Raw genomic sequence first — 26,780 nt, forward strand, 5'->3', positions numbered from 1 at the left:
GATCTTCTCCTCTTCGATCGGGTGCGCTCAGAGCCCGTCGACGCGGCCGACGAGGTTGACCTTTATGCCCATGCGGTCGAGCATCGCGGCTTTCGCGACGAGCGCACGGTCGGCCGTGTCGGCATCGGGCGCGTACACGAGCTGCGCGTGGTTGGCCTTGTGGCGGGCCATGAACTGGTCGCGGCTGATGTCGTGCAGCACGACGTGCGCGATCGGCCATTCGGGGTTGGTGGCGTCCTTGCGGCGCTGCGTCTCGTCCTCGGGCAGCTCGACGACCGTGCCGCGGAAGATGTCGGCCTGCAGGATGCCGTCCGCGATGAACACGCGCGAGAGCACCACCTCGCCGGGCCGGGACACCCCGTTGATCGTCGAGCCGCCGGCGGGGAAGAACACCGGCCCCTGCCGCCAGCCCTCCGCTTTGTCCCACCCGCCCAGGTGCGAGCCGGGGACCGAGCCCGAGATCTCGTACACCCACACGAACCGGCCGTCGTGCTCCTCGCCCCACCGCACGTCGTGCAGCGTGTTGTCGGGCAGGAGTCCCATCGCGGTCCACACCCGGTCGGTCACGAGCGCGTCGACCGCGACGCCTTCGTCGGCCTCGTTGAAGTGCGGGAACGCGCGGTCCGCGAACAGCTCGCGGCGCCCGTCGCGCGAGTACACGGGCGGGCGCTCGGTGGAGTTGAGCACGCCCTCGGCGAGATCGGATGCCGGAACCAGATCCTTCAGCCCCTGCTGGTACTGGATGCCCACGGCGTCCAGGCCGAAGTCGTCGGCGATCCGCAGGGCGGCGATGTACATCTTCATCTGCCAGCGCACCTGGCCCACGGTGAGCTCGGTGGCCTCGTCGGTGCCGAAGCGGAACGTCATGCCCCGCTCGACCAGCCAGTCGCGCGCGGCGTCGGCCTCGGCATCCGTCACCGTCAGCATCTCGGCGTACAGCGCCGACTGGCTCAGCCGTTCCTTGTAGATGCCGGTCCTGTTGAGCAGCTCGTCGTCGAAGATGGCGTTGTACATGCCCATGCAGCCCTCGTCGAACACGCCGATGATGGCCTTGTCGGCCAGCAGCTGGTCGCCCAGCGCCCGGCCGAGCTCGACCTCGGGGGTGTCGGGCAGCTCGGGAAGGGCACGCACGTGCGACGCGTCGTGCGTGATGCGCCCGGTCTCGGTCCACTCCTTCAGGCCCGCCCGGAACCACTCGTCGGTGAAGTCGACCGACCAGATCGTGGCGTAGTCCTTGCCCATCTTGGTCAGGCCCGCATTGAGCCCGAGCAGTCCGACCAGGCCGGGCCAGTCCCCCGCGAAGTTCGCGACGGTCACGATCGGGCCCCGGTGCGTCCGCAGCCCCGCGAGCACGTGGTGCGAGTACTGCCACACCGCCTCGGCGACGATCAGCGGCGCGTCGGCGGGGATGGTCTTGAACACCTCGAGCCCCATGCGCTGGCTCGAGATGAACCCGTGTCCGGTCTCGGGGTCGACATCGTTCGCGCGGATCACCTGCCAGCCGAGCTCGCCGAGCACCCGGGTCACCGCCGCCTCGAGCTCGACCTGGGTGGGCCAGCCGGCCGCATTCGCCGACTCGCGCAGATCGCCCGACGCGATGAGATACGCGGTCCGGGGCGGGGTGGCCAGCTGAGCGCGCGGTGCGGGGAGCGTGTAGGTCGTCATGGGGTCTCCTGTGGTGAGGGGTCTGGGACGGGGGCGGCGGTGCGGGTCACGCTCTCGCCCGCCGCGACGATGAGAGGGCCGGATGCCGTGCGCCCTCGCACGACGAGACGGTCGAGCGTCAATCGGCCGCCGTCGACGTGCAGCGTGACGTCGTCGCCGTCGAGTTCGACGCGGCCCCATGCGTCGCCGGTCGTGAAGAGGGCGCGCATGGGCTGGTCACCGGCGGGGTCGAACGAGAGGGTGCGCGTCGGCGCGTCCCACTGGGCGCCGGTGAAGGCGAGCAGCAGCGCCCACGAGGCGAGGGACCGGGCGTAGTGGTTTCCGCACTCGATCTCGTTCCAGGGACTCCGCGTCGTCCCGTCGTAGCGGGCGCGCAGCGTGCGCTCGATCTCGAGGGCCTCGTCGGTCATGCCGGCGTAGGCGAGGGATGCCGCGACCTGATGCTCGACGCCGGTCCATACCTCGTCCGAGTAGACGAACGGGATCGCCGGCCGGCCGCCGAGGGGCCACGACGCCAGCAGCAGCCCGCCCTCGTCGTTCAGTGCGTACACCCGCTGCGTGCTCTCGTGCGCCGTGAGGTCGCCGCGGTGGTTGTGGGTCACGATCGCGCCGAGCGCCCGCCGCAGCCGCTCGCGCGGCAGCAGGTCGCCCAGGCCGTTGATCCACGCGTGGAACTGGCCGAGCAGCTGGTCCGACAGGACGCCCTCGCCGTATTGGTAGCGGTGGGCGTCGACGTCGTCGATCACCTGTCGGTAGTACTGGCCGTTCCACAGCATGTCGTCCATGCCGCGGGAGACGCGGTCGGCGCGGTCGAGCCAGTCCGCCGCGCGATGCGTCTCGCCGAGGTGCGCCGCCAGGCGCGCGCCCGCTCGGAGCGCTGCCGCGAACATGCCGTTGGCGAGCGGGTCGACCCCGTGGAACTCGATGTCGTAGGTGTTGTGCAGCTCGCCGTCGAGGAGCCCGTCGCCGTCGCGATCCCACTCGCGGATGGCGTACTCGAGGCTGCGCGCGGCCGCCGGCCACGACTCCCGCAGGAAGCCGTCGTCGCCCGAGAAGCGCCATTCGCGATGCAGCCGCAGGAACGTGCCGAGCTGACCGTCGACCGCGGGTCCCATGAACCACGACTCGCCGCCGAAGACGCGGTTGCCGCGGAACTTCTGGGCGCCCGCATCGTCGGTCTCGAGCAGGAACTCGGCGCGGCGCGCGCTGCGCTCCAGCGAAGGGAAGAGCCAGGCCACCGTCTGCGCATACGACCACACGTGCGTGCACGTGCCCTCGCACGACCCGGCGTGGTCGAACGACCCCTCCCACGCGGCGAACACCGGGCCGTCGCCGAGCTCGAGGTTCGGGCTCTCGACGACGAACGCCGTCGTCGAGCGGGCCGCGGCGATGTTGGCGCCGATCGCGTCGGCGACCACAGGGTCGAGGCTGCCGCCGTACAGCGCCTCGACGAACGCGAGCGTCGTCGCCTCGAGCGCGGGCAGTTCACGATGGAGATGGGATGCCGCAGCCCACGCATCGGGCCACAGCGTTGCGTAATGGTTGCGCATGACCCCTTCGTCCGGAGTGCGCGCGTCGGCCACGATGTGCCCGCGCCACGAGCGGTGCCGATTCGGGAAGCTCCATGCCAGCACGAACTCGAAGTCGCGGCTCTCGCCGGGTTCGAGCTCATGGACGATGCCGAGCGAACCGGTGCGCAGTCGCGGGAGCTTGCCGAACAGCTCTTCCTCGGCCATGGGCGTCTCGCTCGCCGAGTCCGCGAACAGCCCGCGCGGCCGGTCTTCGAGAGTCAGGCGCGGCTCGGGCTCGAGAAGCCCGTCTGCCGAGAGATCGTTCCAGAACAGCCGCGGCCCGTCGGGCCAGAACCCGGTGACCCACTGCGGCTTGACGGTGGTCGAGGCATCCGTCGTCGTGAGGCTCAGGGTGCCGTAGCCCAGGTCGTCCTCGGGAAGACGGATGCCGAAATCCAGACCCCGGACCCCGTCCTCCTCGCGCCACCGCACGGTCTGCTGCGCCCTCATGCCGAACGGGCCCTCGCCGCGGCCGGCGGTGTGGCTCATGCTGCCGACGACGGTCGCCCGCACCCGGCCCGTGCCGGGGTTGGTCACGCGGTACCTCAGCACGGCCGCGGGAATGCCGGAGGAATCGGGATCGAGCGGCACCAGCGGGGTGAACGCGCGCAGCGACACGGTGACCGGCAGCACGTCGTCGTCGAAGTCGATGTCGACGACCGGGTACTCGCCGTGCATCGTCGCGGCGCGCAGCCGCGGCAGGCCGGCCTGGCGCTCGAACGGGTAGCCGGCATCCCAGTCGCGCCGCCCGGTCAGCTGTGCCTCGAGCACGCGCGTCACGGCAGCACCGGCCTCGGGCGCGGCGTGGATCGCGAAGAACGAGTACGGGTTGAGGCGTCCCTTGTCGGGCAGGTTCTCGAGTTCCCAGTCGCGCAGCTCGCCGCGGGCGCCGAGCGAGACGTTGCCGGTGCCGACGCCGCCCAGCGGGAACGCCGCGCGCTCAGCGGTGTGCGGGATGCCGCGTGCCCGGCGCCTCATGCCGACACCGCCTGCGGCGCGCGGCGCTGGTCGGCGGCGAGCTCATGCACGAGGTGCTTGGTGGTGTCGTAGAGCCGGACGTAGCGCGCGAACAGCTCGTCGTAGAAGGACGTCAGCTCGGGATCCGGGCGCACCACGGTGTCGACGGGGTTCCAGTCGCCGATGCGCGGAGGATCGGCCGAGACCGCGCACGCCGCGAGGAACGCCGCGCCGTAGCTCGCGCCGATCGTCGTCCGCGGCACCTCCTGCACGAGCCCGGTCGCATCCGAGACGACCTGCAGCCACAGCGAGCCCTGCGTGCCGCCGCCCACCGCGACGATGCGACGGATGTCGGCACCCGCGGCACGCATCGTCTCGACGTTGTGCCGCACGCCGAGCGCGGTCGCCTCGAGAGCGGCGCGGTAGAGATCGCCGCGCGTGTGGTCGAGGGTCAGGCCCGCGACGACGCCGCGGGCGTCCGGGTCGAGGATCGGCGTCCGCTCGCCGGCGAAGTAGGGCAGCATCGCGAGTCCGTGCGCACCGGGACCGGACGCCTCCGCCTCGGCGAGCAGCGTCGGATAGTCGGCGCCCGTGAGGTCGCGCAGCCACGCGGTCAGCGCGCCGGAGGTCGCGAGGCCTCCGGCGAGGTTGCGCGTGCCGGGGAACGCCCCTGCCGTGGTCCACATCGAGGGGGTGCGCAGCGTCCGCGTGCCGGTCGCGATCAGGAACATGGTGGTGCCGTACATCAGCATGAGGTCGCCGTCCCGGTGCGCCCCGGCGCTCACCGCTTCGGTCCAGGCGTCGACGGTGCCCACGATGACCGGCGTGCCGGCGGGGATGCCGGTGACGGCGGCTGCGGCATCCGTCACGGCACCGGCGATGTCGCCCGCCCATGCCAGCGCCGGCGCCTCGATGCCGGGCGCGAACCGCTGCCACCAGGAGTCGTGCCAGGCTGCGGCCTCGACGTCGTACAGCGGCGAGACCTGGCTCGCGGACTGGTGGTCGAGCACGTAGGCGCCGGTGAGACGGCGGACGAGCCACGACGCCGGCATGAACAGCCGGCGCGCGCGGGCGTACGCCGCGGGCTCTTCGTCGGCGATCCACCGGATCTTGGGCCCGGCGGCCTGGGAAGTGAGCATCGAGCCGCCGACGCGGGTGATCTCGTCGATGCCCAGCTCGGCGTTCATCCGGGCGATCTGCTCGCCCGTGCGCATGTCGACCCCGTAGAGGATCGCGGGGCGCACCGGCTCGTCGTGAGCGTCGGCGAGCAGCACGCAGGGGCCCATGCCGCTCACGCCGACCGCGGTGATCTCGGGCTCGACCCCGTCGGCGCGTGCGGTCAGCTGCAGTTCACGAGCGAGCCCGACGAACTCGTCCCACCAGACCCGCCCGTCCATCTCGACGAAACCCGGCTTCGGGCGCGACACGTCGTGCGCGACGGTCGCGCTCGCCAGGATGTGCCCCGACCCGTCGACGAGCACGCCCTTGCTGCTGGACGTGCCGATGTCGACACCGAGCGTGCACGTGACGGCCATCGATCCTCCTCGATCATGACGGGCTGACGAACGCGTTCACTCTAGACGAAATCGATTTCATGATCAACCGCGCGAAACGGGGGTCGATCTGAAACCGCGGCGTTCGGCTCAGACCCGCTGCGAGGCACGAGCCGGCTGGACCTCGTTGCGCAGCACGACGGTGCGCGCCGGCTGGTCGTCGCCGTTGATGCGTTCGAGGAGCATCTTGGCCGCCGTCACGCCCATGTGCCGTGCGGGCAGTCGCACCACCGTCACCGCGGTCGGAGAGAGCGTCGTGAAAGGCAGTGAGCCGACCACCGCGACGCCGATCTTGGGAGGGGTGAGCCCGTGCTCGGTGAGCACCTGGATGGCGCCGACCCCCAGGAGGTTGTTGCCGGCGACGACCGCGTCAGGCGGATCGGGCAGAGCCAGCAGCTCCTCCATGACCTCGCGTCCGCCGTCGACGCGGAAGGTCGAGTAGCGCAGCAGCTCGTCGGGATCGGAGTCGGGGAAGTGGCGCGCCAGCACGGCGCGCCAGCCCTGCGCACGTTCGTAGGCGGTCTCGATGTGCTGCGGGCCGGTGATGCAGGCGATCCGGCGATAGCCCGCCTGCACCAGGTTCTCGGTAGCGGCCTGGCCCGCCGTGCGGTTCGACATCACGACACCGTCGATGTCGTAGCCCGTGCCGCGGTCGACCGCGACCACGGGGCGGCCGATCGCCATGAGATCGTCGAGATTCGTGTGGTCGGACGCTGCGGCGAGGATCACGCCGGCCATGTGCTCCGAGATCGCGATCTGGAGGTACGTCGCCTCCTTCTCGATCTGCGAGTCGGTGTTGCACAGCACGACCGAGTAGCCCGCCTGGGACGCGACATCCTCGACACCGCGGGCCATCTCGGTGAAGTAGGGGTTCTCGATGTCGGGGATCACGAGCGCGATCACCTCGGACGCCTGCTTGCGCAGCGTGCGAGCGGTGCGGTTCGGAGTGAACCTCAGCGAACGCGCCGCCTCTCGGACGGCGAGCGCCTTCTCATCCGACACGCCCATGCCGTTGAAGACCCGCGAGACCGTCGCAGGAGACACGCCGGCGAGCTTCGCGACCTCGTAGATCGTGGCCATGGCACCTCGCTCCCGCGCGCCCGGCCTTCGTTGACATGCCGGTCAGCCAACAATACAGTGTTGAAATCGATTCCAGAAGTGCGCCGGGTTCTGGCGTGCCGACACGAGGATGTGCCTTCCCGATGAGCTCACCCCAATTCCCGTCCCCGGACCTCTCGTCGATCGCCGGGCTGCGCCCGCTGCAGACGCGTTCGATCTCTCCGGAGAACTTCGACGGCGCCGCCGGCGGCGGCGGCCGCGCGACCGAGGGCACGGGTGCCTCGTGCGCTCGCGACCTCGGCCCGGGTTGGAAGATCTCGCCGAGCGTCGACATCAAGGCGGGCGAGACCTTCGATCTCGCGACCATCGACGGTCCCGGCAAGATCACGCACATCTGGATCACGACGCACACCGACAACTGGCGCACCCTGATCCTGCGGGCGTACTGGGACGGCGCCGCCGAACCTGCGGTCGAGGTGCCGTACGGCGACTTCTTCTGCAACGGGTGGGGCGTGTTCGCCCAGGTGAACTCGCAGACGATCGCCGCCAACCCGCACGGCGGATTCAACTCGTACTGGCCCATGCCGTTCCGTTCGGGCGCGCGCCTGACGGTCGAGAACACCTCGGTCGTCGACGTCCGCGTGTACTACCAGGTGACGTACGAGCTCGGCGGCGACTACTCGCAGGACGGCTACTTCCACGCGCAGTGGCGCCGCTCCAACCCTCTCGAGGAGCTCGTGCCGCACACGATTCTGGAGGGCATCGAGGGCCAGGGGCAGTACGTCGGCACCTACATCGCGTGGGGTGTGAACTCCAACGGCTGGTGGGGCGAGGGCGAGATCAAGTTCTATCTCGACGACGACACCGACTACCCCACCATCTGCGGCACCGGCACCGAGGACTACTTCGGCGGCGCGTGGAACTTCGACATCCCCGGCAAGGGGTACACCGAGTTCTCGACTCCGTACCTCGGCATGCCGCAGGTGATCCGCCCCGACGGCCTCTACGTGAGCCAGCAGCGTTTCGGCATGTACCGCTGGCACCTGCTCGACCCGATCTTCTTCGCGACCGGCATCCCGAAGGTCGACATCCAGGCTCTCGGCTGGCGGAGCGGCTGGCGCTACCTGCCGCTTCGCGACGACATCTCGTCGACCGCGATGTTCTACCTCGACCGGCCGACCGCACGCCGGCCGAGAACGCCTACGGTCGACGATCTGGAGGTGCACCTAGGCACCGCCCCGGTGCCCGACATCGGCGCCACACCCCCGCGCGCACCTCAGGACTGAGGTGGTGCCCGCACTCCGCTCGAGTCGGACGCACTTCGGGACCGCAGCGGTCGCGGCATCCGTTCTCGTCCTCTCCGCGTGCGCGCAGAGCTCGCCCGATCCGGACGTGGCCTTCGGCGACGCGCTGCCGGGAGCATCGCTGCGCGCGAGCGTCGGCGACGCGGTGACGGTGGTGGGCGTCTCGGACGGCGACCTGTGGCCGAGCTGCTGGTCGGACGACGACGCGCTCTATGCCGCGAACGGCGACGGCGCAGGGTTCGGCAACGAGTTCTTCGACATCGCTGTCAACCGCATCACCGGGTCGCCGACCGACGCGAACGGACTCGAGGGCGAGTTCCTCGCGGGCGGCGACGGCGTCGGCCAGGTGTGGTGGGGCGAGGGCTTCACCCGCAAGCCGACCGGAATGCTGTGCGTCGCCGGCACGATCTATCTCGCGGTGCAGGACCTCAAGCTCGACTTCAACGAGGCGCCGGCCGCGACGATCGCGCGCAGCGACGACCACGGCAAGACCTGGACATGGGAGGCGAGCGCCCCGATGTTCGACGACGGCGTCTTCACGACCGTGTGGTTCGCCGACTACGGCCGGGACGCCGAACATGCCCCCGACCCGGCATACGCCTACGCGTACGGTCTCGACGGCAACTGGCGGGACTCGTTCGACGATTCGGTCGCCGATCCCACCGAGCTGTTCCTCGCCCGGGTTCCGGTGGAGTCGGTTCAGGATGCCTCGACCTGGCGGTTCTACGCGGGCGAGCCGGGTGACGCCGAGCCGACCTGGACCGACGACATCGCAGCCAAGCGCCCCGTGCTGATCGACGAGCGGGTCCAGCACCCGGGTGATGGCGACGCCGAGGACGGGCAGACCGTCGGTGCGCAGAACCTCACTGTCATCTCGCAGGGCGGAGTGACGTACCTGCCGAAGCTCGACCGGTACGTGTACGCGTCGTGGACCGAGCTGACGTTCGAGTTCTACGAGGCGCCCGCGCCGTGGGGACCGTGGACGCTGTTCCTGTCGGAGGACTTCGGCCCGTACCCGTGGACGGACGATCGCTACGGCGGCTACGGCACCACGATCCCGTCGAAGTTCGTCTCGGACGACAACCTCTCGATGTGGGTGCAGTCGAACGTGTGCCCCTGTGCACCCGCCGGCATGTCGTCGTACTGGTTCGGGTTGCGATCCCTGCACCTGTCGCAGGAGGGCTGATGGAGGCATCCCGGTTTCCTCTCATCGACGGTGTTCCGGTGAACTCGGATGCCACGCCCCTGCGCCTGCGCGTCGCACATGTCGATCAGGCCGACACGGTGTGGGCCGACGGCGACGGTGACCTGTGGCCGTCGGCGTGGGCCGACGACGGTGCACTGTACACCGCGGCGGGTGACGGCACCGGGTTCGCGAGGCACGGGTGGCACGACATCCTCGTGGGGCGGATAGACGGTACGCCCGAGACGGGGCTGACCGGCACACCCCTCGCCGCCGGAGACGCGGTCGCACCGGTGTGGGGTGCGCCCCGGTTCAATCGCAAGCCGACGGGCATGGTGGCGGTGGACGGCGACGGCGACGGATGCGACGAGCTGTATCTCGCCGTGCAGGATCTGCGGTGCGGCGACGAGCCGGGCGTGTTCGACGAGGCGCCGACGGCGACCGTCGTACGCTCGTCGGACTACGGTCGCACCTGGACGTGGCCCGGTGCACCCCTGTTCACCGATCACGTGTTCACGACCGTGATGTTCCTCGATCTCGGTCAGTCGAACGGCGGCAGTCCGTGGGTCTACGCGTACGGCATCGACGGCAACTGGCGCACGTCGTTCACCCGCATCGTGCCCGATCCGACCGAGCTGTTCCTCGCGCGGGTGGCCGCGGCATCCGTCCAGCGACGCTCCGCGTGGGAGTTCTTCGCGGGGCGCGACGACGACGGGATGCCTCGCTGGAGCCGTGACATCGGAGACAAGCGGCCCGTGCTCGTCGACGAGCGGGTGATGTACCCCGAACCCGCACCCGACGGCAGCCGCTCGGGCTTCACCACGATCGCCCAGGGAGGGATCGTGTGGAACCCGGGACTCGGACGCTACCTCTATTCGTCCTGGAGCGAGTACACCCACGAGTTCTTCGAGGCGCCCGCACCGTGGGGACCCTGGCGGCACCTGCATTCGGCCGACTACGGGATGTTCCCGTGGCAGGGCCCCCGTTCGCCGCTCGCGAAGCACGGCGGGTACGCGCCGACGATGCCGTCGAAGTTCCTCTCCCCCGACGGGCGCGACCTGTGGCTGCAGAGCAACTGGTTCTTCGGCGCCGCATCGCGCGGCGGCCGCGCGTACACCTTCGGCCTGCGTCGCGTGCGCTTCGATCCGGGGACGGATGCCGTCGCTCCCGACTCCGACGGCAACCTCGCGCTATCGCCCGACACGTGGCCGTTCGTCTCGCGCGTGGCCGACGGACAGACGTCGGTGCTCAACGACGGCCGCCGCGACCTCGCCGAGGACTCTTCGCGCGGTCCGGGCGCCGGCGACGACATGTGGGGCTACCAGTGGCCGTCGCCGCGCCGCTTCGACCATGTCGTGTATGTGCCGGGCCCGCAGGATTCGCTGGGCGGGTGGTTCGCCGACGGGCCGCGGCTCGAGGTGCGCGTGGACGGAGAGTGGCGGGCGGTCGAGGCATCCGTCGCCCCGCCCTATCGCAACGACTTCACGGCGCTCGAAGAGGACGAATACGCGCTCGACTTCGCCGAGGTGTGCGCCGACGGCGTCCGGATCATCGGCACGCCGGGCGGCCACCTGCGGTACACGTCGATCGCCGAGCTCGAGGTGTGGCTGATCTCTGGGGAGGAGCACGGATGAATGTGCGTGTGGAGTCGGCCGTGGACGCGCTTCCCGTGCGCTGCAGTCGCTTGCGCACGCTGCAGCATCTGCAGCCGCGGCAGTGCGCGGTGACCATGCGCGGCACGTTCCGACGCTCGCTACGTCTTGCGACGGCGCGAACGTCAGAAGCTGCCGCGCCCGCACCGCGCCCGCACCGCGCCCGCCAGTGCGGTGCGGGCGGCTCGTCAGACGAGGCCCTGGATACGGAACTGCTCCGAGTGGTACACGCTGTTGTCGGCCGTCTTCCACTGGCTCACGCTCAGGTGAAGATCCGAGAGGGTCGATCCCGGGATGATGTAGCCGCCGTACAGCTGGGCCACGTGCGACGCATCCTCCATCCCCCACTCAGTGCCGCTCAGCAGGGTCGTCTTGGTCGCGGTGTAGAGGTTGTCGGTCGGCGTGTTCAGCACCATCGCGTCGATCCGGTACGCCGCCGCGTTGAACCACACGAGGATCCATTTGCCTCCGAGCGGACGCAGGCACATCTCGCCGAACGAGCCCGGCAGCACCTCGGTGACCGGCTTGCCCCAACCCCACGAGCCGTCCCAGCCCCACGCCTGGTACGCCGAGAGCGAGGTCATGTTGTTGGAGGGCACGCGGTAGAGCACGATGCCCTTGTCGCGCTGGAAGCCGGTGCCGTAGATGTACACGTAGCCGTCGTTCCCTTCACCCCACGTGATGCACTGAAACCTGCCGCCGGCCATGTCGGCGGGGAACTGCAGCCCGGTGTGCTGCCACGTCGCGCCGTTGTCGTCGGACTTCCACAGCTCCGTCCAGCGCACCGCGCCGAAGTGCGGGCCGTTGACGATCGCGTGCAGGTACATACGGGAGCCGATGGTGATGACGTCCGACGGGATGACCGTCGTGAAGTACCAGTCGTGCGGGTAGTACCACAGCTGCGGTGCGGTGCCCTGCGTGTTGCCGCCCGCACCGGCGCACCCGTTGAAGGTGATGCCCGCGGGCAGGTTCGTCGTCGATGAGTAGAGGGCGACCGGCGAGCGCCAGTTCGTTCCGCCGACGGTGTCGGCCCACGTGTCACCGAACATGAAGAGCATCCGGCCGTCCGGCGTGCGCACGGGGATGCCGAGGTCGGTCGCGCCGATCCCGTACTGGACAGGGCTCTGGGTGCCGGCGAGGACCTTGATCCTCGATACCGACAGCTGGGCGGCGGCCGCCGGGACGGCCGTCGACGCCACGAGGGCGGCGCCGAGTGCGACGCCTCCCTGCAGCAGGGTCCTGCGACTCACACGGGGCGTGGTCTCCATCGACTTCTTCCTCTCGTATCGCTCGGAGCGCGACGAGCAGGATGCCCGCCGAGCCGGGGTGAGGGGGTGAGACTCCGCCGGCCGGCTCCGGGCGAGCCGGCCGGCGGGGTCGCGTCCCCTCAGGGTTTGTCGGGCTTGCCGGGCTTCTCGGGCTTCCCGGGCTTGTCGGGGAACTCGGGGCGCGGGGGCCGCGGGTCGTAGTGCACCGCCGTCAAGGTGTGCGCGCAGCCCTCGCACGAGGTGAGGATCGCACGTTCGGCCGAGGCATCCGTCGTCACGACCAGCTGCGAGTCCGCACGGTATGCGTCGCGCCGCACCGTCGCGGCGAACGTGATCGTGAGCGTCTCGCCCGCCGGGATCGCGTCAGCCCACCGCAGCGTCGAGCCGTCGAGGACGGCGGCGCCGATCGACGCGCTGACCGATGCGGGATTCAGCGTCGCGTCGTCGACGAGCCCTGCGAGATCGACCGCGAGCTCCACGGCCTCGGGGCCGGCGCTGTCGGTCGCGGCGGTCACCGTGTAGGTCACCACGTCGTCGCGCACGACGTCGGTGCCCAGCGCCGGATCGGACGTGACCGACACCGTGAGGCCCGGCAGCTGCTCCTTCGCCTTGACGAGCGACAGGTCGTCGATCTGCACCCAGCGGTCGCCGTTGAGATGGCTGCCGACGAAGGCCTGCACCGCGGTGCGGTTGCCGCTGTGGAAGGTCACCGAGTAGCGGGTGTAGGCACCGACCGCCTCGAAGGATGCCTCGGCGATGGTCGCCGCGCCGGCACCCAGTTCGCGCACGCCGATCGAGCCGGCCGCCGGGGTCCCGCCGGTGACGACGAAACCGGTGAGGGTGTAAGTGGTGTTCGGCTCGACCGCGACGTCCTGGTGGATGTCGATCCAGCCGGCGTTGGAGCGCATCCAGCCCTGCTTCGACCCACCGTGGGCCCACGCGTGATTGGTGTCGATCCCGCAGTTGCCGGTGCAGGCCCACGGTGCCGGCATCGTGCCGTCTGCCGCACGCTCGAAGCCGCCGTTCTGGATGAGGTTCGGGTTCACCACTGCGCCGTTCTCATCGATCTCGGCGCGCATCAAGTAGACGTTGTACGGATCCCACTGCGACAGCGCGAAGTAGAGGTCGCCGCCGTCCGACCACGGGTGGATGTATCCGCCGTACAGCCCGGGGTAGTCCGCGAAGCTCGCGAGCCGCTGCCGTTCGCTCCACGGTCCCTCCGGCGACGGCGCGGTCCGCAGCACGATGTCGAGGTTCTCGTCGAGGTAGGTCATGAGCCACCCGCCGGTGTGCTCGCTGTACTGCACCGACAGCTCGGCGACATTCGGCGGCACGATCGGTGCGGCCGCGGTGTCGTCGCCGATGACCCACGACGAGCCGTTCCAGTACGAGTACGCCGACTTGTCGAGCAGCTGCGCCTCGGGCACGCGGGCGACGTGCGCCGCTCCGAGCCGGCCGTTGGGGGTGCCGAACATGTACACGTAGCCGTCGTGGCGCTCGAAGGCGACCATCTGGAACGGATGCTGTCCGTCGGCGGTGTTCGTCCACTGCGGGCCGTCCGTCGAGTTCCAGGTCTCGCCGTTGTCGTCGGAGTACGCGATGCGGCTGAAGTTGGTGTCCCATTCCCCGGGCGGACCCCACTGGCGCACCGACATGAACGCGAGATACTGCCGTTCTCCCACTGCGATGCCCGCGGTCGGGATCGTGGTGATCTCCTCGCCGTTGATCTTGAGCGACGGGATGATCTCACCGGCGTGGCCGGGCACGTCCTCCACCGCGGAGTCGAACGTCATGCCGTCCGACAGGTCGGTGTCTGTGCTGCGCAGCAGCACGTTGGAACGCCAGTCGCCGCCTCCGCCACCCGGCCCGCCCCAGTCGCCGAAGGTGTCGCCGAGCGCGGTCAGGATCTCGCCGTGGCCGTTGTCCCACATGATGCCGAGATCGGTGCCCGTGACCCGCCAGCGGGTGTCGGTCGCACTGACGGACTTGGGTCCGGTCATCTTGCTGACGAGCACCGCCGGCGAATGGTCGGCGGGCAGCGGCAGCGCGGCCTTCACCACGGGTGCCGGGGCCGCGGCGGCAGCACCCAGCGGTGCGACCGCGCCGATGGCCAGCGCGCCGATCGCCGCGAGCGCGGCGGTGTTCCTTCGTAGTCGTCGCATGTTCGCGCCTTCCTGTCATCCGCCACGTCGGTGTGGCGGAGGTCTTCGCCGGTGCGCCGCATTCGCGGGGGCGAGCCGCTACTTCATGCCCGCCAGTCGCACACCGTTCACGATGTACCGCTGGAAGATGAGCACCAGCACGATCGTGGGCAGGGCAGCGAGGGTCGACCCGGCCATGAGCAGACCCCACTCGTTCCCCCGCTCGGAGCGGAAGCCGGCGAGGTACTGCATGATCTGCTGGAGCCCCGGATCCTGGATCGTCAGGATCGGCCACACGTACGCGTTCCAGTACGCGAGGTAGGAGCCCACCCCGACCACCACGAACACGCCCTGCGACTGCGGGAGGAAGATCGACCAGAAGATCCGCCACCGGCTCGCGCCGTCGATGAGCGCCGCCTCTTCGAGCGCGATCGGCGTGTTCAGGTAGAACTGGCGGATGAAGAACATCTGCGCCGCGGCCGCGACGCCCGGGATGATCAGGACCGCGAGGGTGTTCAGCATCCCCAGATTCGAGACCACGACGAACGACGTCAGCAGGATGGCCATTCCGGGGATGAACATCGGGGTGATGCAGTAGATCCACCAGAACCGCTTGAGCTTGAAGTCCAGGCGTGCGAACGCGTAAGCGGCGAACGAGTTGACGGTGAGGCTCAGCAGCGTGAAGATGACCGCGCCGATGAAGGTGAGCACCATGGCCTGCACGAAGGCCGGGTCGCTGAGGATGTCGAGGTAGTTCTGCCAGATCCACATGTCCGGGAAGAACTGGAACGGGGTCCGCACGACCTCGCTCTTGCCCTTGAATCCCGAGATCACCATCCAGGCAAGCGGCAGCATGGTGCTGACCACGATGAGGGTGGCGAGGACGACGGTGGCGACACGGCGCCGGATGGAAGTCTTCATGGGTGTCGGGGTCCCTACGCGTCGATCGCCTTGTCGGAGCGGATCAGCCGGAAGATGATCACGCTGATCGTGCCCAGCACGAAGAACAGGATGAGTGCGGCAGTGAGCGAGAAGCTGGTCGCGTAGGGCGTGGGGTCCTTGAACGTGTTGAAGATGAAGAGATTCGGGGTCATCGTGGCGTTGGTCGGCCCGCCGCCGGTCATGATGAGGGGGAGCTCGAACTGCTGCATCCCGGCGATCGTGGCCGTCACGAGCAGGTACAGCAGCACGTTCCTCATGAGCGGGATGGTGATGAACCAGGTGCGCTGGAGGTAGTTGGCGCCCTCGAGCTGGGCGGCCTCGTAGTAGCTCTGCGGGATGTCGTACATGCCCGCGAGCATGATGAGCGTCGTGATCCCGAAGGCGAGCCAGATGCCCGGCACCGAGATCGCCGGCAGCGCGAGGTCGGGATCCGACAGGAAGGCGTACGGCCCGAGGCCGACGAAGCTCAGGAGCCAGTTGATGATGCCTCCGTCGGCGCGGTACATGAAGACGAAGATGATCGAGGCGACCACGGCCGAGACCACCGTCGGAACGTAGACCGTCGTCTTGAGCAGCCCGGCGAGCTTGATGCCGCACGTGCGGATGAAGCTCGCCATGAGGAACGCGATGATCATGATCGCCGGCACCGTGTACACGACGTACATGGCGCCGATGCCGATCGACCGCCAGAACTGCGGGTCCTCCAGCACGTACTGGTAGAACTGCAGGCCGACGAACACCGGATCCTCGTAGAAGCTGATCTCGAACGTCGACAGGTAGAAGGAGTACGCCAGCGGCCACCACACGAAGATGCCCAGCAGGATCACCATCGGCGCGATCATCAGATACGCCGTCCTGTTGGCCATCAGGTGCTTGCTGATCCGCTCTTGCGTCTTGCGGCGGCGGCGGCCCTTGACGGGCGGCTCGGGCTGCAGCGCGACGCTCGCAGCGGTGCCCATGTGCGTCGTCGTCTGCGGCGACATCGTCATGGCGGTCTCCTTCGACTCGTGTCGGGTTCAGGCGGGTGGGGCGGATGCCGCGGCATCCGCCCCACCGTCCGGTGTCAGCTTCCCGACCCGGTTCCTGCCAGCTTCTGCTTCTGGATGATGTCTTCGATCTCGACCTGCGCCTCCTGCATGGCCGCGGGGATGTCACCGCCCTTCATCGCCTTCTCGATCGCGGTCGAGAACGCGAGGCTGACGTCCCACGGGTAGGCGGGCTCGGCCTTGGCGTAGGGCACGATCTGCTCGGTGATCGTGGCGAGGAACGGGTTCGCGCTCGCCTCGTCCGTCGCCGCGAGGGCCTCGGTCACCGAGACACGAGCCGGGTACTTCGAGAAGCCGGTGGCGGTGAAGAAGTCCACCAGGCGGTCGGTGTCGTCGGCGAGCAGCCACTGCACGAACTCGGCCGCGCCTTCCTGCGCCTTGGACTTGGAGTCGACCGTCAGCGTCCAGCCGCCCAGCGTCGAGGTGGGCAGCGTGGCGTCGCCGTTGTGCGACGGGAAGGGCGCCACGCGGGTGTTCTCCCACACCTGTGCCCAGTCGGGGTTGGCCGAGAGCTGGCCGAGGGCCCACGAGCCGCACGCGCTCATCGCGACCTTGCCCTCGCCGAAGAACGAGCAGTCGGCGTACGGGTACGTCGCCTCCTGCGGCATGAGCTTCTCCTGGTAGAGCGTCTGGTAGAACGCGGCGAGGTCCTCGTACGCGGGGTCGTCGGCGGATGCCTCGGACCAGTCTCCGCGGAGCGGGAGGTCGCCGGCGACGTTGTACTGCAGTCCCCAGCTCGACCAGCCCAGGTCGGGGGCGGTCTGAGCGATGTTCATTCCGAGCACGCCGTCGCCCGTGAGGGTGCGGGCGTCTTCGATGAGCTCGTCCCAGCTGGTCGCGGGCGCGTCGATGCCGGCCGCCTCGAACAGGTCGGCGCGATAGAACAGCACCGTCGACGGCTCCACCAGGAGCGGGTACGCGTAGATCCCGTCGTCGACCGTGACGAAGGGCTCGATGTTCTCGGCGATGTCCTCGAACGCCGACGCATCCATCAATTGGGTGAGGTCGGCGAGCTGCCCGTTCGCCTGCATCGGCTTGATGTTGCCGTAGTTCGTGGTCTTGACGTCGGGTGCCTTGCCGGCGGCCTGGGCGGCCTTCAGCTTCTGGTCCCACGTGTCGGCCGGCACGACGAGGTGCTCCACCTCGACATCGTCGCTCTGCGCGTTGAACTCCTTGACCTGCTCCTTGAACCACGCCTGCTGGTAGTCCTCGAACTGCTGCTGCCAGAAGATGACCTTGGTCTTGCCGTCCTCGGTGGTCGGTGCGCCACCTCCGCCGGCGCAGCCCGCCAGGAGCGTGCCCGCGGCCGCCGCCGCGACGGCGGCGAGCATGAGCCTGCTGTTTCTCTTGTGCATTCGTCCCTCCTCAGGAACACGACTCTTCGGTGAGTCGGAGCTGTGGCCGGTCAAGGAAGCCCGGTCTGACGTATCGAGCGATCGGCGGCCTCGGTGGATCGCCGGTGATCTCGTCTCGGGTCAGAGTAGGCGAAATCGATTTCAAGTGCAATGGGCGGCGAGTCGCCTCGTAGTCCTGTCTGGGTCGTGGAGAGCAACATCGGCGAGCGAAACGGCCGGAAATGCCCGCCGAACGGCGTCGCTCGATGCTCCGAGCCCGCGCGGGCCGGTCTGTATCGATTTCACAACGGGGCCCGGCATCCGTCGTCACGACGCCTTCTCGAGATCGGCCGAGAACCAGAACACGTTGTAGGGGCCCCACAGTGACAGCGAGAAGTGGATGCGGCGTCCGCCCTCGGTGACGTATCGCGGATTCAGGTACGGCGAGTACAGCCCTGGGTAGTCCGAGCGGGAAGCCAGCAGGACGGGGTCGTTCCACGGTCCCCACGGCGTGATCCCCTCGCGGAGGTAGGCGTTCCCGTCGTCCGAGTAGGTCATGAGCCAGCGGTCGAGGTACTCCGAGAACATGACCGACAGCTCGCCGATCGTCCCGTCGACGACGAGCTCGGCATCCGTCATGTCGGACGACCAGACCGGGGCGCCGTCTCCACCCGTGCCGGCGAAGTACGAGTAGGCGGCGAGGTCCTCCACCGCCGCCACGGTCGCCGGCACGCGCATGAGCGCAACGCCGCCGAAGCGACCGGACGGGATGGTCCAGAAGTACACGTACTCGTCGCCGCCGTCCGAGACGATCACCGGCGCCACCTGGATGAAGTTCGAATCCCCCGGCCAGCGCGGGGCATCCAGCACGGTCCAGGTCTCGCCCTGGTCGATGGACTTCGCAAGCCCTGCATAGTTCGCGTCCCACGCCCCGGGTTCACCCCAGTACGCCACCGACATGTACGAGATGTAGAGCGTGTCGCCGATCGCGAAGCCGTGGGTGGGGATCTTCGTGACCTCGCCCTCGCCGTCGTTCGGGTCGTGCTCGCCCTCGACGAGCGCCTCGGCCCACCCGATGTCGTCGGCCGGCGCCCAGCCATCGAACGTGATGCCGTCGGACGGATCGACGTCGGTCGTCCAGGCCGAGACGTTGGAGCGCCAGATGCCGCCCTGACCGCCGATCGCCTCGGGGTCCCGTTCGCCGAACGTGTCGCCGAAGAAGAAGTACGTGCGGTCTCCGAGGTTCGTCATCGACCCGAGGTCGGTGCCGGCGACCGCGGCCTTCTCGGTGTCGTTCATGCCGTCGGGTCCGGTCAGCTGCGCGATCTGGGTGACGTTCGACACGTCCGCCAGCACGAACGGCGTGTCAGTCCCGGCGTCGACGTCGACCACGGGGGTCGCCGGCGATCCGGAGCATGCCGCGAGCAGCACGGTGAGAGAAGCGGATGCCGCGACCGCCGCGGCACGGGCGCGGGAGCGCGATACGGACATGATCCTCCTCGATCGTCGGTTGCCACGATACGTCGGAGAGGGTCGAATACGAAATCGATTTCATGTCCGCGCCGGGCCGGGACGCCGTCAGAGGCCCCAGCCGCGGACACGCCGGACGAGGGCGGTGGGTGCCCTGCCGTGAGCCGGGCGGCCCCTGGAGCTCAGCCGCGGCGGACGGCTGGGCGATGGTGGTGAGGCGGCAACCAGGGCCGCCTCACCACCGCCTCACGCGCGGTGCCGGCGGCGCACCGCGAGCAGTGCGGCGCCCAGCGCGAGCAGCATGGCGGCGAGACCGCCGGGCACGAGCCAGCCGGCTCCTCCCGTGGTCGCGAGCGGTTCGGTGACGACCACCCGGGCACACGCGGCCGTGTCGTCGTCGGGGCACGAGTCTCCACCGTCGACCGATCGCCACGGGCCCACGGGGTTCGTGACGGTGGCACGGTTCACGGTCTCGCCCGCGCGGTCGAACCGCACGTCGACCGTCATCGTGGCCGCTTCGCCCACGGCCAGATCCGCAACCTGCCAGACCACGGTGCCGCCGTCCACGCGAGCCTCCGGGTTCGCCGCGACGAACGCGGCGCCCTGCGGGAGGGAGTCGGTGACGGTCAGGTCGGACGCGTCGATCTGCCCGGAGTTGCGCACCGTGATGGTGTAGCGGACGGTCTCGCCGACGAGCGCCGCCGTACGGTCCGCCGTCTTCTCGATCTCGAGCTGGCCGACGTCGAACCGGTTCGTGATCACGACGGTCGCGACATCCTCGGTCATCTCGGGGTCGGGCACCGTGACGACGCCGTCCTCGGGAGACATCGTGACCGCGGTCGCGAGACCCTGATCGGTCTCGGTCACCGCGCACTCGGCGCCCACGACGATCCCGTCGATGCGGGCCCGGTAGCCGTTCTCCTCCGAGAGGGTCACGATGCCGCCGCCCGCGAGCGGAACGGTGAGCGTCGCGTCGTCCTTGACCCACGTGCAGACCGCCTGCGCCTCGAACGGACCGGCACCGAACTCCTGGACGCCGTCGCCGATGCGCTCCTTCTCGATGACGAGACCCCCGATGCGGAAGTCGTTCGTCACGAGCGCCGTCACGGCGCCGAGGGGCTGACCTTCCTCGGGGCCGACGATGACGACCGCGGGCGGGTTCTCAGTCTCCGTCGCACCTCCGGTGAGCACCTCGGCCACCTCGCACACCGTCCCGGCGGGGAACTGCGCGGGCACGAGCGAGGGCTCGTCGGGCACGATGGCGAGGTCCGGCTCGGTGTAGATCACGTCACCGTCGTAGGTGCACGACACCGCCGCGCTGAACGGGCCGTCGCCGTACTCCGCCGCACCGTCGCCCACCACGGTCTTGAGCACCGAGAGGGTGCCCGCCTCGTAGCGGTTCGTGGCGACGACCTCGGCGGCGGCTCCCACCGCGACCGTCGCAGAGCCGTCGCCGGCATCGGTCACGCCCTCACCGCTGAACGTCGTCGCGTCGGCGTCGTCGGCATCCGTCTCGCGCACCTCGCACGTCGATCCGACGGGGATCGTGCCCGCCGTCACCGCGTGGGTCTCACCCTCTGCGAGCGAGAACGAGCGATCGGATGCCGCGAGCTCGACCTCATCGCCGATCGACGTCGTGCACGACAGCGCGAACGCGAAGGGACCGAAGGACCCGACGTCCGCGAGCGTGTCGACGTGCTTGGCGATGCTCAGTCCGCCGAACTCGTACACGTTGCCCAGCGTCGCGACCTGCGCGGCGGGAACCTCGTCGCCGCCGATCTGCGTCACGGGCAGCACAGGGTTGACCACGGTACGGCTCGTCTCGCCGAAGCGGCCGGCCGGGCCCTGCTCCGCCACCGAGCACTCCGCGCCCAGCGGGATGCCGTCGATGCGCGCGGCGTACCCGCTGCCGGCGTCGAGGGTGACGGATGCCGCCGGCCCGAGGTCGAGCGTCGCTCCGGCGACCGTGCACGCGACGTCGGCGACGAAGGCGTCGGCCGCGTAGCGCGCGGCCGGGCCGCTCACCTGCTTCTGCACCTCGATGGGACCGCTGACCAGCGTGACGCCGGCCTTCACCGGTGCGCGCCGCAACGTGCCCCCGTCGGAGAGGACGGCCTGCGCGCCGAACTGGTTCCACGCGAACTGCTCGGTCACCGGCACCTCGATCGGCGCCAGGTCCGGATCGTCGGCCGTCGCGGGCGCGTTGATCGTCTGATACCGAACGGTCACCGCCCCGCCGGGCGCGAGCGAGCCGGCCGTGGACGTCGTGAAGTCGACCAGCACGCGCAGGCCCGTCACCGTCGTCCAGTCGCCGCTGAACGCGTCGCTGTCGGTCCAGGAGTCGGCGTCGCACGTCGGGTCGGCGGGCCACGTCGTGCTGCTGCCCGAGCCGACGCATACGTCGGCTCCGGTGGTGACCTGCCAGCGCACGGTCGTGCCCGCGGGCACGGCGATGTCGAGCCCGGCCGCACCGTCGAACACGGGACGGTAGGTCGACCCGCGCGAGCCGCCGGTGGCGAGCATGCGGTCGCCCGGGGTCGGGAGCGGCTCGACAAGCGTCATCGAACGGTACGACGAGGTGCCGCTGTTGACGGCCTCGAGCTTCCACGCGTCCGTGGCGCCCACGACGGTGTTGGCCGCACACGGCGTGCGGTAGTAGCCCTCGGCGTCGGTGAGGCACGGACCGTCGGGACGCACCGTGTTGACAGCGCCGTCGACGACGTCGCCGTCGATCTCACCCCTGACCCCCTTGAACGTCGCCAGCGAGGCGCCCGGGATCGGCTCGACGAAGTTGGTCGTGCCGCACTCGTTCACGCCCGCTCCGGCCAGGATTCCCTGGCCGTTGCCCGACGTGTTGGCGCACGACGACAGCTCCTGAGCGGTCGTCACGACGAACTGGTTGGTCGCGCGCTCCCCCTGCGTGAGGCCGGGCTTGAGCACGATGCCGAGCGTGATCGTGAACGTCTCACCGGGCGCCATGCGGCGGCCGCCCTCCGGCCACGTGAACGCGATCCGGTGGGTCGCCGCGTCGTACTCGTACGCGACATCGGTCGACAGCAGGCCTCCGTCCGATGTCTCGAAGGCCGGCTCCTCGGCGAAGTCGGGCTCGAGCGAGGTCGGCAGCGTGTCGATCACGTGCTCCACCGTGAGGTAGCCGGTGCCGGCGTTCGTGAACTCGAGCGTCCACGGGTTCGTGGTCGCCGCTTCCACCGTGTGCACGTTGTTCTCGGGCGTCTTGGCGACGTCGAGCGCAGCCGTTCCGGTCGTGAGCGCGATGTCGTCAGCCGCGTCGGCGGTGGCCGCCGGGTAGACGTCGCCGTCCGCGCGGGCCGACTCCGTGTTCACCTCGTTCTCGACGGTGCTCGGGAACGCGATGGCCTCGTCGGTGCCGCGCACCGTCTCGAGCAGGTGCACGGTGAGGTCGGCGGTCGCGGTCCAGTGCGCGGGCGGGGCGGTGCGCGAGAACACACCGCCGTCCTCCCGTGTGAACACGAGACGGATGCCGATCACATCGTCGAGCGGCGCGTCGGGCAGTGCCGCGGTCGCCGCCGGCACGCCCTCGATCCATTCATCGCCCACGAGCACGTCCACCCGAACCCGGTCCGCGCCGCCGGGGAACTCCACTGCGTCGAGCGACGCGAGACGGAAGCGGCTCCAGAACGCGGGGTCGCTGTCCTCCACCGTCACCCGCTGCGTCGCCACGGTGGACTCGCCGTCCGTGGCCTGCAGACGCACGCCGACGGGCTCGTGCCGATCACGTTCGAGCAGGGTCGCGGGCGTGATCGTCTTCGCGGCGGTCACATCGAGAAGGCCCGTCACGAGCTGGACGTCGTCGCCGGCCGTGTCGTACGGCGTCGCCGTCGCGAACAGCACCGGGTCGTACGACTGTGCGAACGCGTCGTTCGTCGTGACGACGGGCTCGGTCGCGTTCTCGCCCGTGCTGCGCTCGGTGACGCGCAGGCGCGTCGTGAGCGTCATCCCGAGCTTCGCGTCCGTGGCGATCGTGCCGCCCGCCGTCTCGGGGCCGGTCCCCTGATAGAGGACGCTGACGCCCACCACATCGGCGAGCTGTGCGCCCGTGAGCGCGGCCGCAGCCGTGATGCTGAGACTCTGCGTGCTGAGCGTGCCGTCGGACCCGCGCTTCCAGAGCGTGACGGTGGAGGCCGTCGAGTCCACGCCGGCGTTGCCCGGGATCGCGAACGCGATGCCGATGAGGTCGATGCGCTCGAAGGGGTTGGTGGCCGGGTCGTACGAGACCCCCGCATAGGGGTTCGCCTCCCAGCCGTCCGCCGGCGAGACGCAGTCCTCGACGGCCGCGTCGGTGCACGCCATCGGGTCGGTCACCCGCAGGTACGAGGCTCGCGAGGCGGAGTCGTTGTGCGCGTCGATGGTCCAGACGATCTGCGGGTAGCCGTCGGCCGGCACCTCGCCGGGGACGGGGATCGGCACGACGTCGCGATCGGCGGACTTCGCGACCACGACCGCCGGCGGCTGGTCGATCAGCGTGATGTCGTCGCGCGCGCCGTGCGGCCCGACAGGCTCTCCGTGCTGAACGCCGCTGACGCCCACGGTGTTCCAGATCGTGGCCGGGTCGGCGTCGTTGTAGCCGTGGGTCGCGGTCACCCATGGCCCTTCGGCGTCCGCCACGCGCACGACGTTGCGCAGGCGCCAGACGAGGTCGAACACGCGGAGGCTTCCGACGGCGCTCGTGGTGACGCCCGATCCGGGAGCCGGACGCAGCGGGTCTGCGCTCGCCGCGCGTGCGGCATCGTTCGGTACTGCCGTGATGCGCACGCCCGTGGTGCCCGCCGACTGCGCGGCAGTGAGGGCGTGGCCCTTGAAGCTCGCGCCGTTCATCCACGAGCCCGACGGCGCCGGCACGGTCGTCCATGATCCGCCGATGAAGAGTTCGATGCTCGACACCGAGTCCCACTTCCATCGGGCGTCGTTCGACGGCCGGATCTCGCGGAGGTCGAACGCCTGGAAGACCGTCTCGGCGGGCATCGTCTCGCCGCCGTTCGGGTCGGCGATCGTCACCGACTCGAAGCCGGTGGCCGTCACGGCCCAGCTGAGACGACTGGTCGCCGAGGCGCCCGACTGCGAGCTGAGCGAGGAGGGCGTCCAGGTCTTGTCGGCCATGAGCGTGCCGTCGCCGTCGAATGCGACGATCTCGGCGGGTGCGGCATCCGTCACCTCATCACTGGAGATGCGGGTTCCGCCGGCCACGATGCCCTCGGCCTGCGCCGTCGCGACGTTCTCGTAGCGCACGGGGTCGCCACCGGGGGTGGCCGTCGGGTCACCACCGTCTCGGAGCGCGGCACGCGCCTCGAACACCGTGTTCGGACTCACCGTGGTGCCGGCGGGGAAGCCTGCCGCATTCGAGAAGGTGTAGCGGAGCCCCGTCACCGTTGCGGGGTCGATGCCGGGCGCGAGTTCTGCCAGGTCGCCCGAGAAGACCTCTGTGGCACCTGCGGGGGCGACGACCGTCACCTGCTGCCAGCCCGAGGGCGTGAGCGCCTCGACAGTGAGCGTCGAACCCGAGAGCACTTGGGTCGGAGCGATGCCGACCGGAGTGAACGCGTTCCAGAAGTCGTCGGCCTCGGCCTCGCGCCAGACGTCCTCGACCACGATCGTGCTCGGGTCGACGAACGCGGAGTCCGTCGTCGACGTCGTGGGCAGCTGCACCACGACCGTGCCGCCTGCCGTCACGGGCGCGGCGGGCGAGAGCTTCTTGTCGAGCGCGATGCGGATGTCGGGGTAGTAGACCGCGAGCGGCGCGGTCGCGGAATCGGATGCCGAGCCGGCCGGGTTCTCGCCCGACACGACGACCGTGTTCGGCAGCTGGATGGGGCTGCGGGCTTCGGACTCGACGACGTCGGCCGCGGTTCCGATCCGGTACGACGCGTTGAACACCGCGCCGGGCGCGATCGACCCCTCGAGCGTGAGCGCGAAGCCGGTGAGGTGCGCACCGGCGGGAGCGGCGGGCACGCCCGGGGTCTCTCCGTCGCCGAACGCCGTGTCGACGACCGTGCCGTCGCTGAAGGTCCAGCTGACCGCGCCGGACGCGGCGCCGGCGGGGTACGCGAGCGGGCCCGTGAATCCGTCGAACGTGACGCCGTCGGTGAAGTACTCCGCGTCGGTGAGCGTCAGCGTCGAGAGCGGCCCGTTCGAGTCGTTGCGGGCGCCGATCGTCGCAGTCGCCGCGGTGCCCGCCGGAATGCGTGCGGGGGCGATGGACTTCGTGGCCTCGATCGCGACCGTGAGACCGCCGATGGCATACGGGGCGATGGCGGTCTCGGTGACCGGCTCGGCGTCGGGCGCGGTCGCCGTGCCCGAGACGCGGTTGGTCACCTCAGCGCCCGCGATCAGCGAGTCGCCGGTGTTGCGGTCGGCTGAGCGCTGCGCGACGCCGACCTCGACCGAGCCTGCTGCGCCGGCAGCGGCGAGCGCCGCGCCCTGCGAGCTCGTGAAGGTGAAACGCAGTCCCCCGACATCACCCGGGTCGACGCCGTCGGGAAGACGGATGCCGCCGATCGCGGTGGCCTCGCCGGACACCCACGTCCACGAGCCGGCGTTGTAGACGTACGCGTCGACGGCGACGCGGTCGGCGCCCTCGGGCGCGGTGACGGCCCCGAAGCCGGTGAAGTCCACGAGGCGGAACGGGTTCGAGGCGTCGAGCCCCGCAGCGGCGTCGTCGGCCGCAGCGGGATCCTGCAGGCTCAGGGACGCGGCATCCACGTTCGACGCATTCGCGACCGACAACGCGATAGTCGACGCGGCGCCCGGCTGGAACTGCTGCGACGCCGGCTGCCACTGCTTACCGACGGTGACGTCGATCACCCGCGGGATCTCGACCGTCACGGTCGCGGTGTCCGCCACGGAGTCGGCGGTCGTCGCGGTCGCGGCAGCGGTGTTCGGCACCGCCACGCCGTTCGACGGCCACGTGGGCGGCAGGTCCTGCGGCACCTTGAGCGTCAGCGTGACCTGGTACGTGTCACCGGCACGGATGCCGATGCCGCCGCCGTCGAGCGGCTGCTGGAATACGGCATCCAGTGCGCATTCCGCGGTGACCGTCGCGTCACACCCGACGAGCTCGAGCGTCGCGGGCTGCGACGTGGGGCGAACACCGGCGCCGAGGATCTCGAACCCCGCGAACGCCGGCGGGATCTCGTCGGCCAGCTGGGCGTCGACGCAGTCGGAGTCGTCGCAGCCGACGGTGATCGTGTAAGTGAATTCGTCGCCGGGCTGATGCGTGGCCTGCTCGACGCCGTCGACGACCTTGCGCACGGTGAGCGCGGCGTCTGCCGCCGCGGCCGGCGGCGCGACCAGGATGGTGGCGAACAGGCTCAGGATTGCGGTGGCGACCGCGATGGTCATGCCGCGCCGGCGGAGGGCTCTGTCGTCGCGCTCGGTGCGGCGAAGAACGGAAGTGCTGGACATGCGGGTCCTCTGGATCGGGTGGAGCATGACCCGTCCCCTGACGGGTCATCGACCGAGGGCCGCGACTCGGGGCGTGCCCGCGAGTCGCCCCGCCAGTCGGGTGCCGCGGCGCGTCGGGTGCTCCGCGACCTGGCGGGGACGAGCTCGCGTCCTCGGGTCGGGCCTGCACAGGGCGAACCGCAGGTACGTCGGATG

General features: G+C 70.0%; 14 protein-coding genes. 3 read left to right on the top strand and 11 right to left on the bottom strand.

Annotated features, from left to right (window positions below; translation table 11 throughout):
* Nucleotides 1-27: 27 nt before the first annotated feature.
* The 4 genes from IM778_RS16510 to IM778_RS16525 form a co-directional block, all read right to left on the bottom strand.
* Entirely contained in the window at nt 28-1,665 is a 1,638-nt protein-coding gene (locus tag IM778_RS16510) for a fucose isomerase (protein WP_194409895.1), read from the bottom strand.
* On the bottom strand, nt 1,662-4,214 hold the full coding sequence (locus IM778_RS16515; RefSeq protein WP_194409896.1) for a GH116 family glycosyl-hydrolase: 2,553 nt from the start codon (nt 4,212-4,214) through the stop codon (nt 1,662-1,664). The genes IM778_RS16510 and IM778_RS16515 overlap by 4 nt, the downstream gene beginning before the upstream one ends.
* Nucleotides 4,211-5,728 carry an FGGY-family carbohydrate kinase gene (locus tag IM778_RS16520; protein ID WP_194409897.1) on the bottom strand — a complete coding sequence of 506 codons (1,518 nt, stop codon included), beginning with the start codon at nt 5,726-5,728 and terminating at the stop codon, nt 4,211-4,213. Before IM778_RS16520 ends, IM778_RS16515 begins: the two co-directional genes overlap by 4 nt.
* Nucleotides 5,729-5,836: 108 nt before the next feature.
* Nucleotides 5,837-6,826, bottom strand: a complete 990-nt coding sequence (locus tag IM778_RS16525) for a LacI family DNA-binding transcriptional regulator (protein ID WP_194409898.1) — start codon at nt 6,824-6,826, stop codon at nt 5,837-5,839.
* 122 nt (nt 6,827-6,948) lie between these two features.
* Between IM778_RS16525 and IM778_RS16530 the strand changes: the two genes are divergently transcribed.
* Genes IM778_RS16530 through IM778_RS16540 form a run of 3 tightly spaced genes read left to right on the top strand, consistent with a single transcriptional unit; the run spans nt 6,949 to nt 10,926 of the window.
* The gene (locus tag IM778_RS16530) at nt 6,949-8,091 is read left to right on the top strand and encodes a glycoside hydrolase family 172 protein (protein ID WP_194409899.1); all 1,143 of its coding nucleotides are present in this window, start codon (nt 6,949-6,951) and stop codon (nt 8,089-8,091) included.
* A 4-nt stretch (nt 8,092-8,095) separates the two neighbouring features.
* Nucleotides 8,096-9,295, top strand: a complete 1,200-nt coding sequence (locus IM778_RS16535) for a DUF4185 domain-containing protein (RefSeq protein ID WP_228484617.1) — start codon at nt 8,096-8,098, stop codon at nt 9,293-9,295.
* Nucleotides 9,295-10,926 carry a hypothetical protein gene (locus IM778_RS16540; protein WP_194409901.1) on the top strand — a complete coding sequence of 544 codons (1,632 nt, stop codon included), beginning with the start codon at nt 9,295-9,297 and terminating at the stop codon, nt 10,924-10,926. The genes IM778_RS16535 and IM778_RS16540 overlap by 1 nt, the downstream gene beginning before the upstream one ends.
* A 206-nt stretch (nt 10,927-11,132) precedes the next feature.
* Here IM778_RS16540 and IM778_RS16545 read toward each other — a convergent pair whose 3' ends face one another.
* The 7 genes from IM778_RS16545 to IM778_RS16575 all read right to left on the bottom strand — a co-directional run bounded on the left by IM778_RS16545 (nt 11,133) and on the right by IM778_RS16575 (nt 26,585).
* Nucleotides 11,133-12,212 carry a DUF4185 domain-containing protein gene (locus IM778_RS16545; protein ID WP_194409902.1) on the bottom strand — a complete coding sequence of 360 codons (1,080 nt, stop codon included), beginning with the start codon at nt 12,210-12,212 and terminating at the stop codon, nt 11,133-11,135.
* Nucleotides 12,213-12,331: 119 nt separating this feature from the next.
* Nucleotides 12,332-14,374, bottom strand: a complete 2,043-nt coding sequence (locus IM778_RS16550; protein ID WP_194409903.1) for a DUF4185 domain-containing protein — start codon at nt 14,372-14,374, stop codon at nt 12,332-12,334.
* Nucleotides 14,375-14,452: 78 nt separating this feature from the next.
* Nucleotides 14,453-15,274 (bottom strand): carbohydrate ABC transporter permease, encoded by an 822-nt coding sequence (locus IM778_RS16555; RefSeq protein WP_194409904.1) that lies wholly within the window; start codon nt 15,272-15,274, stop codon nt 14,453-14,455.
* Nucleotides 15,275-15,288: 14 nt separating this feature from the next.
* Nucleotides 15,289-16,284 (bottom strand): carbohydrate ABC transporter permease, encoded by a 996-nt coding sequence (locus tag IM778_RS16560; RefSeq protein WP_228484618.1) that lies wholly within the window; start codon nt 16,282-16,284, stop codon nt 15,289-15,291.
* Between the two features lie 74 nt (nt 16,285-16,358).
* A complete protein-coding gene (locus IM778_RS16565) occupies nt 16,359-17,696 on the bottom strand; it encodes an ABC transporter substrate-binding protein (protein WP_194409905.1) in 1,338 nt (445 codons plus the stop codon).
* Between the two features lie 306 nt (nt 17,697-18,002).
* The gene (locus tag IM778_RS16570; RefSeq protein WP_194409906.1) at nt 18,003-19,166 is read right to left on the bottom strand and encodes a DUF4185 domain-containing protein; all 1,164 of its coding nucleotides are present in this window, start codon (nt 19,164-19,166) and stop codon (nt 18,003-18,005) included.
* A gap of 225 nt (nt 19,167-19,391) precedes the next feature.
* Nucleotides 19,392-26,585, bottom strand: coding sequence for a DUF5979 domain-containing protein (locus tag IM778_RS16575; RefSeq protein ID WP_194409907.1), 7,194 nt, complete (start codon nt 26,583-26,585; stop codon nt 19,392-19,394).
* Nucleotides 26,586-26,780: the final 195 nt, after the last annotated feature.

This window comes from Microbacterium cremeum, assembly GCF_015277855.1.
Lineage (GTDB): Bacteria > Actinomycetota > Actinomycetes > Actinomycetales > Microbacteriaceae > Microbacterium > Microbacterium cremeum.